The sequence below is a fragment of the Winogradskyella ouciana genome, assembly GCF_009709615.1.
GTDB classification, from domain to species: Bacteria; Bacteroidota; Bacteroidia; order Flavobacteriales; family Flavobacteriaceae; genus Winogradskyella; species Winogradskyella ouciana.
This window is the reverse complement of record NZ_WJYA01000006.1, coordinates 12347-27530: the sequence shown is the minus strand read 5'-3', so window position 1 is coordinate 27530 and position 15184 is coordinate 12347. Positions and strand designations below refer to the sequence as shown.

15 protein-coding genes are annotated in these 15184 nt (G+C 34.5%); 12 read left to right on the top strand and 3 right to left on the bottom strand.

What is annotated here, in order from left to right:
• Nucleotides 1–94 precede the first annotated feature (94 nt).
• The 6 genes from F1003_RS10145 to F1003_RS10120 all read left to right on the top strand — a co-directional run bounded on the left by F1003_RS10145 (nt 95) and on the right by F1003_RS10120 (nt 8861).
• Complete coding sequence (locus F1003_RS10145; protein WP_155089312.1) at nt 95–1267, top strand: NAD-dependent epimerase/dehydratase family protein; 1173 nt, start codon at nt 95–97, stop codon at nt 1265–1267.
• Nucleotides 1268–1597: 330 nt separating this feature from the next.
• A complete protein-coding gene (locus F1003_RS10140) occupies nt 1598–2659 on the top strand; it encodes a hypothetical protein (RefSeq protein ID WP_155089311.1) in 1062 nt (353 codons plus the stop codon).
• A 19-nt stretch (nt 2660–2678) separates the two neighbouring features.
• Nucleotides 2679–6131 (top strand): pyruvate carboxylase, encoded by a 3453-nt coding sequence (locus F1003_RS10135; protein WP_155089310.1) that lies wholly within the window; start codon nt 2679–2681, stop codon nt 6129–6131.
• A 55-nt stretch (nt 6132–6186) separates the two neighbouring features.
• Nucleotides 6187–7143: a 23S rRNA (adenine(1618)-N(6))-methyltransferase RlmF gene (gene rlmF / locus F1003_RS10130; RefSeq protein WP_155089309.1), complete on the top strand. Its 957-nt coding sequence runs from the start codon at nt 6187–6189 to the stop codon at nt 7141–7143.
• A gap of 30 nt (nt 7144–7173) precedes the next feature.
• Entirely contained in the window at nt 7174–7578 is a 405-nt protein-coding gene (locus F1003_RS10125; RefSeq protein ID WP_155089308.1) for a hypothetical protein, read from the top strand.
• A 47-nt stretch (nt 7579–7625) separates the two neighbouring features.
• Nucleotides 7626–8861 (top strand): DEAD/DEAH box helicase, encoded by a 1236-nt coding sequence (locus F1003_RS10120; RefSeq protein ID WP_155089307.1) that lies wholly within the window; start codon nt 7626–7628, stop codon nt 8859–8861.
• A 37-nt stretch (nt 8862–8898) separates the two neighbouring features.
• Here F1003_RS10120 and F1003_RS10115 read toward each other — a convergent pair whose 3' ends face one another.
• Nucleotides 8899–9303 (bottom strand): hypothetical protein, encoded by a 405-nt coding sequence (locus F1003_RS10115; RefSeq protein ID WP_155089306.1) that lies wholly within the window; start codon nt 9301–9303, stop codon nt 8899–8901.
• Nucleotides 9304–9401: 98 nt separating this feature from the next.
• Nucleotides 9402–9986 carry an RNA polymerase sigma factor gene (locus F1003_RS10110; protein WP_155089305.1) on the bottom strand — a complete coding sequence of 195 codons (585 nt, stop codon included), beginning with the start codon at nt 9984–9986 and terminating at the stop codon, nt 9402–9404.
• Between the two features lie 143 nt (nt 9987–10129).
• Between F1003_RS10110 and F1003_RS10105 the strand changes: the two genes are divergently transcribed.
• The 4 genes from F1003_RS10105 to F1003_RS10090 all read left to right on the top strand — a co-directional run bounded on the left by F1003_RS10105 (nt 10130) and on the right by F1003_RS10090 (nt 12357).
• Nucleotides 10130–10474 carry a DUF6249 domain-containing protein gene (locus F1003_RS10105; RefSeq protein ID WP_155089304.1) on the top strand — a complete coding sequence of 115 codons (345 nt, stop codon included), beginning with the start codon at nt 10130–10132 and terminating at the stop codon, nt 10472–10474.
• 134 nt (nt 10475–10608) lie between these two features.
• Nucleotides 10609–11580, top strand: a complete 972-nt coding sequence (locus F1003_RS10100; protein ID WP_155089303.1) for a peptidase associated/transthyretin-like domain-containing protein — start codon at nt 10609–10611, stop codon at nt 11578–11580.
• Entirely contained in the window at nt 11573–11929 is a 357-nt protein-coding gene (locus F1003_RS10095; RefSeq protein WP_155089302.1) for a DoxX family protein, read from the top strand. Before F1003_RS10100 ends, F1003_RS10095 begins: the two co-directional genes overlap by 8 nt.
• Nucleotides 11930–11934: 5 nt before the next feature.
• Nucleotides 11935–12357, top strand: a complete 423-nt coding sequence (locus tag F1003_RS10090) for a WapI family immunity protein (RefSeq protein WP_155089301.1) — start codon at nt 11935–11937, stop codon at nt 12355–12357.
• Here the strand turns inward: F1003_RS10090 and F1003_RS10085 are convergent, their stop codons facing one another.
• Entirely contained in the window at nt 12358–13038 is a 681-nt protein-coding gene (locus F1003_RS10085; RefSeq protein ID WP_155089300.1) for a M15 family metallopeptidase, read from the bottom strand. It lies immediately after the preceding gene.
• 32 nt (nt 13039–13070) lie between these two features.
• Between F1003_RS10085 and F1003_RS10080 the strand changes: the two genes are divergently transcribed.
• Nucleotides 13071–13676 (top strand): alpha-ketoglutarate-dependent dioxygenase AlkB family protein, encoded by a 606-nt coding sequence (locus F1003_RS10080; RefSeq protein WP_155089299.1) that lies wholly within the window; start codon nt 13071–13073, stop codon nt 13674–13676.
• A gap of 374 nt (nt 13677–14050) precedes the next feature.
• Nucleotides 14051–14977: an alpha/beta hydrolase family protein gene (locus F1003_RS10075; RefSeq protein ID WP_155089298.1), complete on the top strand. Its 927-nt coding sequence runs from the start codon at nt 14051–14053 to the stop codon at nt 14975–14977.
• Nucleotides 14978–15184: the final 207 nt, after the last annotated feature.

The window sequence follows — 15184 nt, the reverse complement described above, 5'->3', positions numbered from 1 at the left end:
TGTTGTTTTAACATTATTTTAACATAATGAAAAAAGTGCTAAAACGTCATCACCGACCATTATTTTCATAACTTTAGAATCTAAAGCCATTAAGATGAAAAAGCCAAATACAAGAAGGTCATTTATAAAAAAAAGTGCATTGGCAAGTGTCGCAATTCCAATTTTAGGCAGTAGTGTTTTGAATTGTAAATCGGATGCACAAACCAAATCAAATGATCTTAATAAAACTTCCAAAAAACTTAACATCTTAATATTAGGAGGAACAAGTTATTTGGGGCCACATCAAATAGCCTATGCACTTTCTAGGGGACATTCTGTTTCTACATTTACAAGAGGAAAAACAAAGCCGAGAATACACGCGGAATTATTTGACAAAGTTGAACAACTTATAGGTGACCGAGAAGATAATCTTAAAGCTTTAGAAAATAGAAAATGGGATGTCGTTATAGACAACTCTGGCCGAAAAGTGGAATGGACAAAAGCTACGGCAGAATTGCTAAAGGATAACGTTGACTTGTATATGTACACCTCTTCAACTGGTGTTTATTATCCATATTTAAATGGTAATCTAACTCCAGAAACAGAAGTTGCTTTAATAATGCCTGAAGGTCTCGATGAATATGAAAAGTACGAAATGGAATATGGCGTAATGAAAGCCAACTCTGAATTAGCAGCTATAAAAGCCTTTGGTAAAGAACGTACAGTCGTTGTAAGGCCAACCTATATGTTAGGGCCAGGTGACAGAACAGACCGCTTTGTGCATTGGCCTGTTAGATTATCAAAAGGAGGCGAACACCTAATTCCCGGAAAAAGTGAAGATCTTGTGCAATATATAGATGTAAGGGATATTGCAGAATGGTTTATTAGATTGGCAGAAAATAATCAGCATGGCACTTACAATGGAGTTGGTCCAAAATCTGAACAGACCATGCAAGAATTTATTAAAGAAGCTGCAAATGCTTTTGACGTTGAATCGTCTTTTGTCATGATCGATGATTATGAGTTTTTAAAAGCCAGTGACATGTATTATTCTATTCCATGGATACTCCCTGATAAAGAACATTATGGATCAGCTAGAGTTTCTAATGAAAAATCTATTGCTGCAGGATTAACCTTTAGACCGATTAGCACTATAGTCAAGGACACCTTAAGTTGGTGGAATTCCGATAAAGTGGATAGCGAACGAAAGACAAATTTTAATACGAATCTTGAAGCTATGCTTAAAAAGGAAGAAGAAATGATTGCACAATGGAAAGAGCGCAACTAGTAAATCCGTCCTATTGAAACAACATCCATCTCAAACTATTACCCACAACTATTAAAAAAGCGTCTAAAATTCTTCATGCGATAGCCCTAAAAATAGGATTTTGTAATTACATCGATTTTTTTTGAAAAACACTTCAACTTATAGTCAATAATTAACCGTATATCTATTATTTAAACACTTAATTAACAGCACGTTAATTTATTATGTAATTTTCATTATATCTCTATTTAACTGTTTTTCAAGCTGATTAATAGAGAAAACTAAAAAATATTATGCACGCATAGGAAATTTAATAATTAAAATTTACCTTATAGCCGCCAAATAAATGCCATGAGTGAAAAGCTGATATCCAAAAAAAAGCCTGCTTATCCCATAAGTAATTGCCTATCCGATTATCTAAGCGAACAAGGCAGAAACATAAAAATTCCGATTTTTTATGATGACTTATTGCGCTTTCAAGGAGCGGTAGAAATTTTTGATAATGACGGTAAAGACACGTTATGGATCAGTTGTTACTACGCAGAATACGAACGTGACGAAATTGAGCACAGCCTAAAGCAAATGTATTCCATCTTACACTCTGATGGTAGTGATAATATTATTCCATATCTCAATATAGACAGTATTGATTTTTGTACGTTCGGTAACACCAAACCATTCAGAGTAAAGGTTAGAAATATACTTAACGACAACTATATTTTCCTCTATATAAAAAAGGCAGATGCTTCACGTATTTATGGTCTGGAATTAGAGCATTTATTATCACCGAATCATATCAATTTTCTGGTTCATAAAGACACACTTATAGAAGAACATATTTCTGGAATTCCGGGAGACACCTTTATAGACAACAATCTAAACACTCTTTCTGAGCAAGACAAGCGAGCACTAGCCAAAGAGTTTGTAAAGTTTAACGAACGCTGTTTTGTGCGGTTGTTGGCAGATATGCGCTCGTATAATTATGTCATTGTCATTACACAAGATTTCGATCGTGTGCAATACCGTATCAGAGCCATAGATTTTGACCAACAATGTTATGAAGGCAACCCAAAAGTCTATAAACCTCAGTTTCTAAAAGAAAATAATGCCTATGTGGAGATGACCTTAAATGTATTGGCAAAGGAATCCATAGAACAATACGAAAAGGAAGAACGTTCGCTATTGGCAAAACGTGCTACCAGTGAGCACGAACGATTAGATGATCTCGTTAAATGTATGAAAGCCGACACTATTTCTACTCCAGACAAAATAAATGAACTACGAGCTGCCTTGTTCAAGTTAACTAAAGACGTTAACTTTAAAAAATCGAAAAACATGGGAGAACTTCTAAGCAATGGCTTAGATTTTATTACCAGAAACTATGTTAACGAAAATCCATACCTCATCAAATAACCAGACCAATCAACCCATCATGAAAATCAAAAAAGTCTTAGTTGCCAACCGAAGCGAAATTGCTATACGTGTCTTAAGAGCTTGCTCTGAAATAAATCTAGCAACTGTTGCGATTTACACTTATGAAGACCGTTACTCCCAACATCGCTACAAAGCTGACGAAGCCTACCAGATTGGTGAAAACAATGACCCTTTGAGGCCTTATCTTGATATTGAGGAAATTGTGGCTTTAGCTAAAGCAAAAAACGTAGATGCTATACATCCTGGCTATGGTTTTTTATCTGAAAACTCAGAATTTGCCAGACGTTGTGCCGAAAATGACATCATTTTTATTGGCCCAGACCCTGAAGTTATGGATGCGCTTGGTGATAAGATTACAGCTAAAAAAATTGCCGTAAAATGTAACGTACCGATTATTGAAAGTAATAAAGACGATTTAACATCTGTTGACGTTGCAATTTCTGAAGCGAATAGAATTGGATATCCTGTAATGTTAAAAGCTGCTTCAGGCGGTGGTGGTCGAGGAATGCGTGTTATTAGAACCAGTGAAGATTTAGAATCGAATTTCGATTCAGCTCGTAATGAAGCACTTAATGCGTTTGGTGATGATACCATGTTTTTAGAGAAATATGTTGAAAATCCTAAGCATATCGAAGTTCAAATCGTTGCAGACAGACACGGTAATATTCGTCATTTATTTGAACGCGATTGTTCTGTGCAACGTCGTCATCAAAAAGTGGTTGAAGTAGCTCCATCTTATAACGTTTCTCAAAAGGTTAAAGACTCGCTTTACAAATATGCAGTTGATATCACTTCAGAAGTTAATTATAACAATATTGGTACGGTTGAGTTTTTGGTCGATCAACAAGACAACATCTACTTTATCGAAGTGAATCCAAGAATCCAAGTTGAGCATACCGTTACCGAAATGGTTACTGGTATTGACTTGGTGAAATCACAAATTTTTATTGCTGGTGGTTATAAGTTATCTGATAAGCAAATCAAGATTTACGATCAAGATAGTTTAGCTACTTATGGTTTTGCTTTACAATGTCGATTGACTACAGAAGATCCCGAAAACAATTTTACACCAGACTACGGAGACATTACTACATATCGCAGTGCTTCTGGTATGGGAATTCGATTAGATGCTGGTAGTATTTATCAAGGCTATAATGTGAGTCCTTTTTTTGATTCTATGCTTGTAAAAGTTTCTGCTCATGGTAGAACACTAGATGGAGCTATAAGAAAAATGTCACGTGCACTAAAAGAGTTTCGAATTAGAGGTGTAAAAACTAATATTCATTTTTTACAGAATGTCATTCTACATGAAACCTTTAGAGAGGGGAAGGTGAATGTGAATTTTATTCAAAACACACCAGAGCTTTTTGACATTAAGCTGCCTCAGGATAGAACCTCAAAAGCTTTAAACTTTTTAGCCGAAGTCATCGTTAACGGAAATTCGGATGTAAAATTTATTGATGAGAACAAAGTCTTTAGAGATGCCAAAGTCCCTAAGTTTAATTCTAAAGAAGATTACCCGAAAGGCACAAAGGATTTACTGACAGAACTCGGGCCAGAAAAATTTTGTCAATGGCTTAAAGACGAAAAGAAAATTCAATATACAGATACAACGATGCGTGATGCGCATCAATCACTTTTAGCTACGCGCATGCGAACCTTTGACATGCTAAAAGTCGCTGAAAGCTTTGCAAAAAATCATCCAAACACTTTTAGTATGGAAGTTTGGGGAGGAGCAACCTTTGATGTGTGCTTACGCTTTTTACACGAAAGTCCATGGACACGTTTAAAGCAACTTAGGGAAGCAGTTCCAAACATCTTGTTTCAGATGCTATTACGTGGCTCTAATGGTGTGGGCTATAAGGCTTATCCTGATAATCTGATTGAAAAATTCGTAGAAAAATCTTGGGAAAATGGTGTCGATATTTTTAGGATTTTCGATTCGCTCAATTGGGTAAAAGCCATGGAACCAAGTATTAATTATGTTCGTAATAAAACTGGCGGAATCGCAGAAGCAGCCTTGAGTTACACAGGCGACATTTTAGATACAACACAGACTAAGTACAATTTAAAATATTACACACAACTCGCTAAGGATTTAGAAAATGCAGGTGCGCATATGATTGCCATTAAAGATATGGCTGGATTACTAAAACCTTATGCTGCAACTGAGTTGGTCACTGCTTTAAAAGACACAGTTAATGTGCCTATCCATTTACATACGCACGACACATCATCATTACAAACAGCAACATATCTTAAAGCCATAGAAGCTGGAGTTGATGTGGTTGATGTAGCTTTAGGAGGACTTTCAGGATTAACATCGCAACCCAACTTTAATGCAGTTGTAGAGATGATGAAACGACATGAACGTGAGCACGATTTTGACATGACTAAGCTCAATGAATTCTCTAATTTCTGGGAAGATACTCGTGAGATGTACTACCCATTTGAATCGGGTTTAAAGGCTGGTACAGCCGAAGTGTTTCAACACGAAATTCCTGGTGGACAATATTCTAACTTAAGACCACAAGGTGAAGCATTAGGGCTAGGAGATCGTTTTGACGAAGTTAAACAAATGTATTCCAAAGTGAATGATATGTTTGGTGAAATCCCAAAAGTTACACCAAGTTCTAAAGTGGTTGGTGACATGGCTATTTACATGGTTACCAACAATCTTACTCCAGAAGATGTGATGTCTCGTGGCAAGGAGCTCTCGTTTCCAGAGTCCGTCATCAGTTTCTTTAAAGGAGATTTAGGACAACCGACCGGTGGTTTCCCAAAGGAACTTCAAAAAATAATTTTAAAAGATAAAGAACCCTACACAGATCGACCAAATGCGCATTTAGATCCTATAGATTTTGACAAGGAGTATAAGGCCTTCAAGAAAAAATATCAAAAAGGATTTACCAGAGCTATTGAGATGGAAGATTTTCTGTCTTACACCTTATACCCAAAGGTATTTGACAAAGCACACGAAAATTATAAGAAATATGGCAACGTGGCTCTAATTCCGACCAAAAACTTTTTCTATGGTATGAAATTACGTGAAGAAACCTTAGTGACTTTAGAACCTGGAAAGACTGTTATTGTAAAACTACTATCTGTTGGCATACCTAACGACGAAGGTAAACGTATCGTGTTTTTTAAAGTCAATGGCGAAAACAGATATGTTGAAGTATTGGATGCATCGCTCAACATTAAAAAACATGAAAATGTAAAAATCGACCCAGAAGACAGCAACCAAATTGGAGCACCTTTACAAGGTTCGCTTTATAAGGTTTTAGTTAAGAAAGGGCAAGACATTAAAGAGAACGACCCATTATTTATTATTGAAGCCATGAAAATGGAGACAACTGTAACTGCGCATAAAGCTGGCAAAATTAAATCGGTTACTTTAGGTGAAGGGAGTATGGTGAAGCAGGACGATTTGATTGTGACTATGGAATAAAAAGAAATATAACTGTTTCTTTTCAACTACCTTTGCACGAAGAAAATCTTTCAATTTGCATAAAAAGAAACCGCATCCAAAAGTAAAATCAGAACTTCATCCCAGAAGCCAACATAGAGAACGTTATAATTTTGATGCACTTATAAAAAGTTCACCAGAATTAGGAGCTTTCGTTGCACCGAATAAATATGGTGATGATTCTGTAGATTTTTTTAACCCTAAAGCCGTATTAGCTTTAAACAAAGCGCTTTTAAAGCATCATTATGGTGTTGAGTTCTGGGAAATTCCTGAGCATTATTTATGTCCTCCAATTCCAGGTCGTGCAGACTATATTCATAATATCGCTGATCTTTTAAAGGGTGATAGGGAAGAAATCCCAAAAGGCAGTCACATTAAAGGACTTGATATTGGTGTTGGCGCCAGTTGCATTTATCCAATTATTGGCAATCACGAATATGGCTGGTCATTTATTGGAAGTGACACCAACGAGACTGCTATTATATCTGCAAAACAAATTGAGCAACGCAATTCTAATTTAAAATCTAACATTGAAATTAGACGCCAAGAGCAAGCTAATAATTTCTTCCGCGGCATTCTAAAACCAGAAGAAAAAGTAGATTTCACCATGTGCAATCCTCCATTTCATGCCTCTGCCAAAGATGCTGAAAAAGCAAGTTTAAAAAAGCTTAAAAACTTAAAAGGAAAACGACCAAGTAAGGCACTTTTAAATTTTGGTGGACAAAACAATGAGTTATGGACCAAAGGTGGTGAAGCCCGTTTTGTAAAAGACATGATTTACGAAAGCAAACATTTTGGCAAACAATGCTTTTGGTTTACGAGTTTAATTTCGAAAGAAGCGACATTAAAACCTACCTACAAAATTTTACAAAAAGTGAATGCAACTGATGTAAAAACCATTGAAATGGGACAAGGAAATAAAATTAGCCGATTTATTGCTTGGACGTTTTTGACTGAACAAGAACAAAAGGATTGGGTTAATAAGCGTTGGTAGAATGATATAAATTATTAAGGCAAAGCTTTTATGCAAAAAATTAAATTTATATTCAAATTATTACTTGCAATAGCTACATTATTCTTTACCTATATTTATATTTCTAGTATTTATGTCCTTCCATGGGAAAAACAAGAAGCGATTGAGGCTACAATAGAAATGGGTGGATTGGATGAGTTACCTCAAGGAATTAAAAACCTGTCAATTAAAAAAAGAGGAAGTATTTTCACTCGACAATACATCATTGAATTTGAATTAGACAATGCAAAAGAAATAGACAATTGGATAAAGCGAAGTAAAAGGTTGAAAGATAATATTCCTAAAATTAAAGGGAATACAAAAACATTTGAAATTTATCCTGGTGAAAATGATTCTTATGGTGGTGAAGTTGAAATAAATGATAATAAAATACGGATTGATATGAGTTGGAGTTGATAATAAATTGTAAATTATAATTCTACCTTTACACTAAATCAAATTAAATGTCCTTCAAAGACCTAAAAATCATAAAACCTTTACTTAAAGCTATTGAAGCTTCAGGATATTCTGAACCTACGCTAGTGCAGCAACGTGCTATTCCGCCAGTATTGGAAGGGAGAGATGTTATTGTGTCTGCGCAAACAGGAACTGGTAAGACTGCTGCTTTTGCTTTGCCTATTTTACAACAATTGTTTGACAAGCAAGATGCTCCAAAACGCGGTAAAAAAATCAGGGCTTTGGTTATAAGTCCTACACGAGAATTGGCCGTACAAATTCAACAGAATTTTAAAAACTATGCGCAATTTTCTAACCTAAGATCTTTGGTGGTTTTTGGTGGTACTTCCATAGAACCACAAATTGATGTGTTGAAAAAAGGCGTTGATATTTTAGTGGCAACACCTGGTCGTTTACTCGATTTGCACAAACAAGATTATATCAATTTAGATCATATAGAAACCTTGGTTCTGGATGAAGCCGATTTAATGTTGGCCATGGGTTTTATAGATGATGTCAAAAAGATTGAACGTCTTTGCCCAGAAGAGAAACAAACCCTTTTGTTTTCGGCAACAATTCCTTATAAAATTGAAGAATTAGCCAAAACCATTCTCAAAGATCCTGAGCGTATTGATGTAACACCAACCAAATCTGTGGCTCAAGATGTAAGTCAAGTGTTGTATTATGTCCCTAAGCGAAGAAAAATAGAACTGTGCTTGCACTTGCTACGAAATGAAATTAAAGGCAATGTCCTCATTTTTAGACGTACCAAATTTGGTGTCAATAAACTCGAACAACGCCTTGCTGAAAATGGATACAAGGTGGATAGTATTCATGGCGATAAAAACCAAAGTGATAGACAGACGGCTTTAAACAAGTTTAAAAACGGTTATGTAAAAGTATTAATTGCCACTGATGTTGCCGCTCGTGGTATTGATATCAATAAGCTCGACAATGTTTTTAATTTTGATATGCCCAACCAAGCCGAAACCTATGTGCATAGAATAGGCAGAACTGGTCGTGCTGGTAATATTGGAAAAGCCTACTCCATGTGCTCGGCGGACGAAAAAAGCTATGTAAAAACCATTGAACAGTACATTAATGTTCAAATTCCAATTGAGACTGAACATCCATATCCTTTAGATCCTAAAGCCAAACCGATAGTACATAAAAAGAAAGGTAGTAAGTATAAAAAAGGACGTAAAAGTGTAGCTTCAAAGAAAAAGAAGAAGCGTTGGTATTAATCTGTCTAATAGGTTAGATAAAATTCCTGAATCACAACTAATAAGACAATCTATTATTAAAATACTGTTTCAACAACGGAATTTGAACACCAACCATTATAGCCAACAATACCGTTGCATGCATCAATGCATTAGAAAAGTCAAAAGAAAAATTCTCCCATAAGCTAAATGATACATCAGGTAAATTGTAACGCTCAGAAAGACTTGTAGTGTCATTGGATTTTGAAAACAGCGCATACCCAACCAATCCTACAAAACCTGAGGCTATGAGCCACCAAACATATTTAGGAATTAATGGTTTATAGACAATAGTTTTAGATTCTGATATAGCTTCAATTTTTGACATTACATTATCGGTAAAGTCAGCAGGTGCTTGTTCTAAGCTATCAGCAGACATCAACTTATTAACTAAATCTTCTATTCTTTTATCATCTTCTATCATAACTTCAATATTTTATAACATTAGTTCTAATGCACTAACTTATTTAGATGGCAATAACCACCATTGACCAAATGCCCACTTGCCTGCCGGCAGACAGGTTATGGGCTTCCATAGTTTATCATATTTTGTGGTTGCAAATACTGCTCTAAAATAACTGCCAGTTTTTTCCGAGCTCTAAAAAGCTTCACTTTTACGGTATTGGCTTCAATATTTATAATCTTTGATATCTCTTCTAAAGATAACTCTTCAAAATAAAACAAGGTTAATAACGCACTGCTATCTTCTGGTAATTTGTCAATACAGTTTTTAATCAATACACTTCTTTCTTCATTAATGATATTGTCCAAAGCATTATCTATAGTATCGAGTTTATTAAAAGTAAACTCATCTATGGCTACATTATTTAGATGTTTCTTGTTCTTTTTTATATTATCCAAGCACGTGTTATAAGCCACTCTGTAAATCCAAGTAGAAAACTTTGAGTCTCCTTTAAATTTGTCCAATGACTTAAATACTTTTATAAAGGTGTCTTGCGCCACCTCTTCCGCCTCTTCCTTATGCTTTAACATTCGTAACGCTAAAGTATAGACTAAGTCCTTATAACGATCAACTAGTTGCGCATAAGCCCTAGTATCGCCATTATTAATAGCATCTATTAATATGTTTTCGTCGTTGGTGGTCATTTTTATTTAAGACGACTACATTATATATTAGGTTACACAAACAGTTCAAATTATTTTTTTTTGAAAAAATTGTAACCTAAATCAAAAACCTATCGTCATAAGGTATGAAACACGTAAAATTAATCAATTAAAAAACAAACATTATGGATGAAGAAATTTTAATACCAATTAGTCTGTTCGCCGCTATTTTCGGAATGGTATATCTATACTTTTCAACACGAAATAAAGAACGTTTGGCCCTAATCGAAAAAGGCGCAGACGCCAGTATATTCAATATTGGAAAGCGATCTGGATCAGCCTGGAAGGTTGTTGTTATAAATATAGCCTTTCTATTAATGGGTATTGGTCTAGGGCTTTTCCTTGCAAATTTGTTAGAAAGCACTACAAATTTAGACGACAATGTTATTTATCCTGCTATGACCTTTTTAATGGCTGGAGTCGGACTTTACGTAGGCTTTACCCAAACCAAAAAAGCATTAGACAACTAACACTTAAAGCTAATCAATCAAATAAGAAAGCGCCTCATTTATGAGGCGTTTTTTTGTGGCACAAATAATGTAGCTTAAGAATAATTTGCCTTGCTGAATTTATTTCAGCATCTTTAATTCCATAATAAGTTAAAATGTACAAATACCTATTCTTAATTTCATTTAGCCAATTAAGCTATGCCCAAATCACAGTGAGTGATAGCATCACAAAATATCCTGTGAGCTATGCCACCATTTCATTTGGTGATGGTAACGGCACTTTTGCTGATGATGAAGGTAAATTTTACTTCACAAAAAAACTATATCCAGATATTGATTCGCTTTTTATTTCAGCACTGGGCTTTAAGGATCTGAATATTTCCACAGAAAACTTACCGAATCAATTATTTCTACAGCCACAGGCAGATGAGCTAGATGAAGTGGTCATTGGCACCAAACTGAACCGAAAATTTAAGGAAGAAAAACTTAAACCCTATCTCGACGATGATTACTATAATTGTTGGTTACCGACCATAGAATCTGAAATTGCGGTTTATTTTCCAAAAACTTCCAGTCAAGACCAAAAATTGACTTCAGTTATATTTCCTATTGCTTTGGAATCAAAAGATTGGAGCAAACGTAAACGTGCCAATAGTGATAAGAAGAAATTTTCAACCTTGTTTAAGGTGAAGCTTTATGGAAACAATAATGGCAAACCTGGCAAAGTGCTGACTTACGAAACGATTGTCTTTAGAGCCACTGAAAAAAATGGTGATGCTTATGAACTCAATGTTGAAGACTACGGTATTTACATTCCAAAAGACGGTTTCTTTGTATCGTTACAAGTCATGGGTTACACGGATAAATTCGGAAAATTACTGCCAAACAAAAAATACAAGGAAATTAAAACTAAGAATGGTGTGGTAAAGATTCCAACCAATTTCAGACCACTATTACCCTTTACAGATGAACGAGAAACCAAAAACACCTATATAAAACGTGTATTTATTAATGGCAACAATTGGGTGAAGTTTGACAAGGGCAATGGTTTTAAATCAAGCTTATTGGACAAAGGGCTTTACAATTATGGTATTGGCTTAACCTACAAAACCTTTAAGGATGACTGAGCCAGCAGGACTTTACATTATGGCTGGCTTATACATTCTAGCTGGCATCATGCATTTTGTGAAACCAAAAATGTATATGCGTATAATGCCAAGATACTTACCCAACCACAAGGCTTTGGTATTTTGGAGTGGTGTTACTGAAATTTTACTTGGTGTTGGCTTGTGCGTTCCTACAATGAAAACAATATCCATTTATGGCATCATCGCCATGCTTTCTGTATTTCTACTTGTTCACTTTTATATGCTATCGAGCGAAAAAGCGGCAGCTGGTTTCCCAAAGTGGATACTGATTTTACGAATTCCGCTTCAGTTTGGTTTAATGTATTGGGCTTGGATTTATTTGAATTAATATAAATGGATGAATTTGAAATTAAAGGGTCAAGTGGCTCTATAAAAATTGAATTAGTAGAAGTAATAGGCTACCCAAATAATACGCATTTTGATGGAGGTTACGATTGTAATATGAAAATAGCTATTAATGTTGAAGACTATTCTGCTAATTCAAGTTTTTATGCAACAACAAATAATTTAATCAAGTTAAGAGATGATATTCTTCAGTGTTACCAAATGCTTGATGGTGAAGTAATTTTTTTTCACAGAGACTCAAACCTAAAAATGAATTTAAATTTTTTAAAACAAGGTGGTGTTCATATATATGGGAGCTTCCAAAAATTTTTATCAATAGACAATGTTTTAAGCTTTGAATTCTATAGTGATCAAACTTTCGTAAAAGAAACATTGAATCAGATGACATTTTTAGATAAGTACAAAGCTTAATCACTCAACCTCAAAATCAAAATAAGTATCAGGAAACGGTTCCCAGCGTAAGGTAAAATGCCACCACTCTTTTGGGTAGTTTCTAAAATTGTGTTTTAGCATTACCGTTTGTAACAGCTGTCGGTTTTTTTTCTGTACCTCTGTTACCCCTTCATAATTTACCCAAGATTGTTGTCCAAAAAAATCATAAGCACTTCCCATGTCCAAAGGTTCTCCTGTATTACCGTCGATGATGGTTAAATCTACTGTACTACCTCTACTGTGTCCTGACCGAGAAGCAATATATTCTTCCTTAAATAGGTTTCGCTTTTCTACATCTGGATAAAATTGGGCTTTATTTATGGTATCCTTTAACTCCCTTGCCCAACGAATAAAATGATTTACCGCACGTTGCGGACGGTAACCATCGTAAACTTTTAAGCATAGATTTTGCTTTTGTAACTCGTCTTGAACCAGTTTTAATTTTTCAGCAGCCTCCTTAGTAAGTATCAGTTTGTTTGCCTTATAACCATCAATGGTGTCACCAACAAAATTATTGGTGCCATAGTAGCTTAACTCCACTTCTATGTCTGGTATCACTGACTTTACATACACAAAACCTTCAGGTAAACTCTGTTTACCATTGAAAGTCATCGCTAACATAGCAGTTACAAATAAAGATATGAGTATTTTATATTTCATATTGAAGCACTAATTTAGAGAAAAATTACACTATGGACTTGTTTTCTACAGAGAAACAACATTTTAAATTACCAAATGCGGAATTGATCTACATTCCCAACTTCTTCAATACACAAGAATCCGACAACTATCTTAAATCCATAAAAGCTGAAACCGATTGGCAACACGATAATATTACTGTCTTTGGAAAAACCTATAAACAACCAAGATTAACAGCGCTATTTGGAGATACAGATCAACCTTATAGCTATTCTAATATCACAATGTATCCTCAACCATTTACTTCAACATTACAATCCATAAAGGACAAGGTTGAAGATTTTTCAGAAGAAAAATTCAATACACTTTTAATTAACCTTTATCGAGACGGTAATGATAGCAACGGTTGGCATGCCGATAATGAAAAGGAATTAGGCATAAACCCAGTCATCGCTTCTGTGAGTTTTGGTGAAGCACGTCCATTCCATTTTAAGCACAGAACCATAAAGCAAGAAAGGCACAAACTAATATTAGAACACGCTAGTCTGTTACTAATGAAAGGAGAAATGCAACACTATTGGCTACATCAAATTGCGAAAACAAAAAAAGAGATTCAACCGAGAATTAACCTCACATTTAGAAAATTAATAAAACTATAAAAACAAAAAACCGGGTTCCCTCAAACCCGGTTTCTCTAATTTGCTTTTTAATATATGTTAGTAGATTCAGGGTCTCTAAGTCAACATAACATATGCAAATATTAATTAATTAATCCATTGAACTAAAAACTAAATTTTAGTACACTTCAAATATATAATTAGGTTTTAATTTCAACGTCTAAAAACATATTGAATCGATGAAATACATATAATTTTAACATTTAAAGATAAAATAGTGCATTTCGTCGATAAAATGCAACTCGATTTAGTCCAAGGAATCACAAATAAGAAATAATAAAATGGTATAAAAATTGTTTAAGTGCAAAGAATTGATTTTAATATCCTGTAATTTTATAACTCTAAATTTTAAAAAAATGAAATATTATATATGGGTTCTGGCACTCTTTTTTTCAGTAGTAAGTTTTTGTCAAAATAAAAATAATGATGAAAAAGAAATTGCGGTTTCAAAATGGATAGATGGTACACTGCTTACACCAAATGATAATAAAAAACCAAATTTGGCAATTATCATAGCTGGTTCTGGTCCTACAGACAGAAATGGAAACCAAAACTTTTTAAAAAGTAATGCCCTTAAAAAATTAGCCGAAAGCCTTACAAATAATGGCATTGCTACATTTCGATATGATAAGCGTATCGTAAAGCAGATTCGACAAGGCAAGGTAGATAAAGATATAATGTTTGATGATTTTGTCAATGATGCTTCAGACGTCATCACCTACTTTAAGGAACAAGACGCGTATTCAAAAATTTATGTTATTGGCCATAGTCAAGGAAGCTTAATTGGCATGCTAGCGGCTAAAGAACATGCTGATGGATTTATATCGCTTGCAGGAGCTGGTCAAAATATTGGAGATGTTATTGTTGACCAGGTTACCAATATGGCACCTCAACTTGGTGAAGAAGCACAAAAAGTGGTGGATAAGTTAAAACAAGGAGAAACCACAACAGATTATCCAGCAGCATTAGCTTCAGTTTTTAATGCAGATGTTCAACCTTTTATGATTAATTGGATGGAATACAATCCTGCAGAAATTATACAAGATTTAGAAATACCGATTCTAATTGTTAATGGCACAAAAGATCTTCAAGTTTCAGAGGATGAAGCCCAACTTTTAAAGGAAGCAAATGAAAAGGCTGAGCTCAAAATCATTGAAAATATGAATCATGTCCTTTTTGAAATTGAAGGAGATGATCTGGAAAATTCAAAATCATACAATGAATCTTTTAGACCAATTTCTTCTGAGCTCATAGAAACCATTACTGAATTCATTAAAGAATAATTCACCCGAAATAATAGAAATTAAAAAAGCATCTCTACCGAGATGCTTTTTTACTAACTAACCAACCAAACGTAATGTCGCGATTTTGTAGTGTTGTTACGATTGTAACTATCGCTGTAATCATTACAATTAGTTTACAGCAAACCGCGTGCCAAACTTTATTTTTTAATTTTTTTATAAAAAATGTAACAAAATCATCTTTCCTTA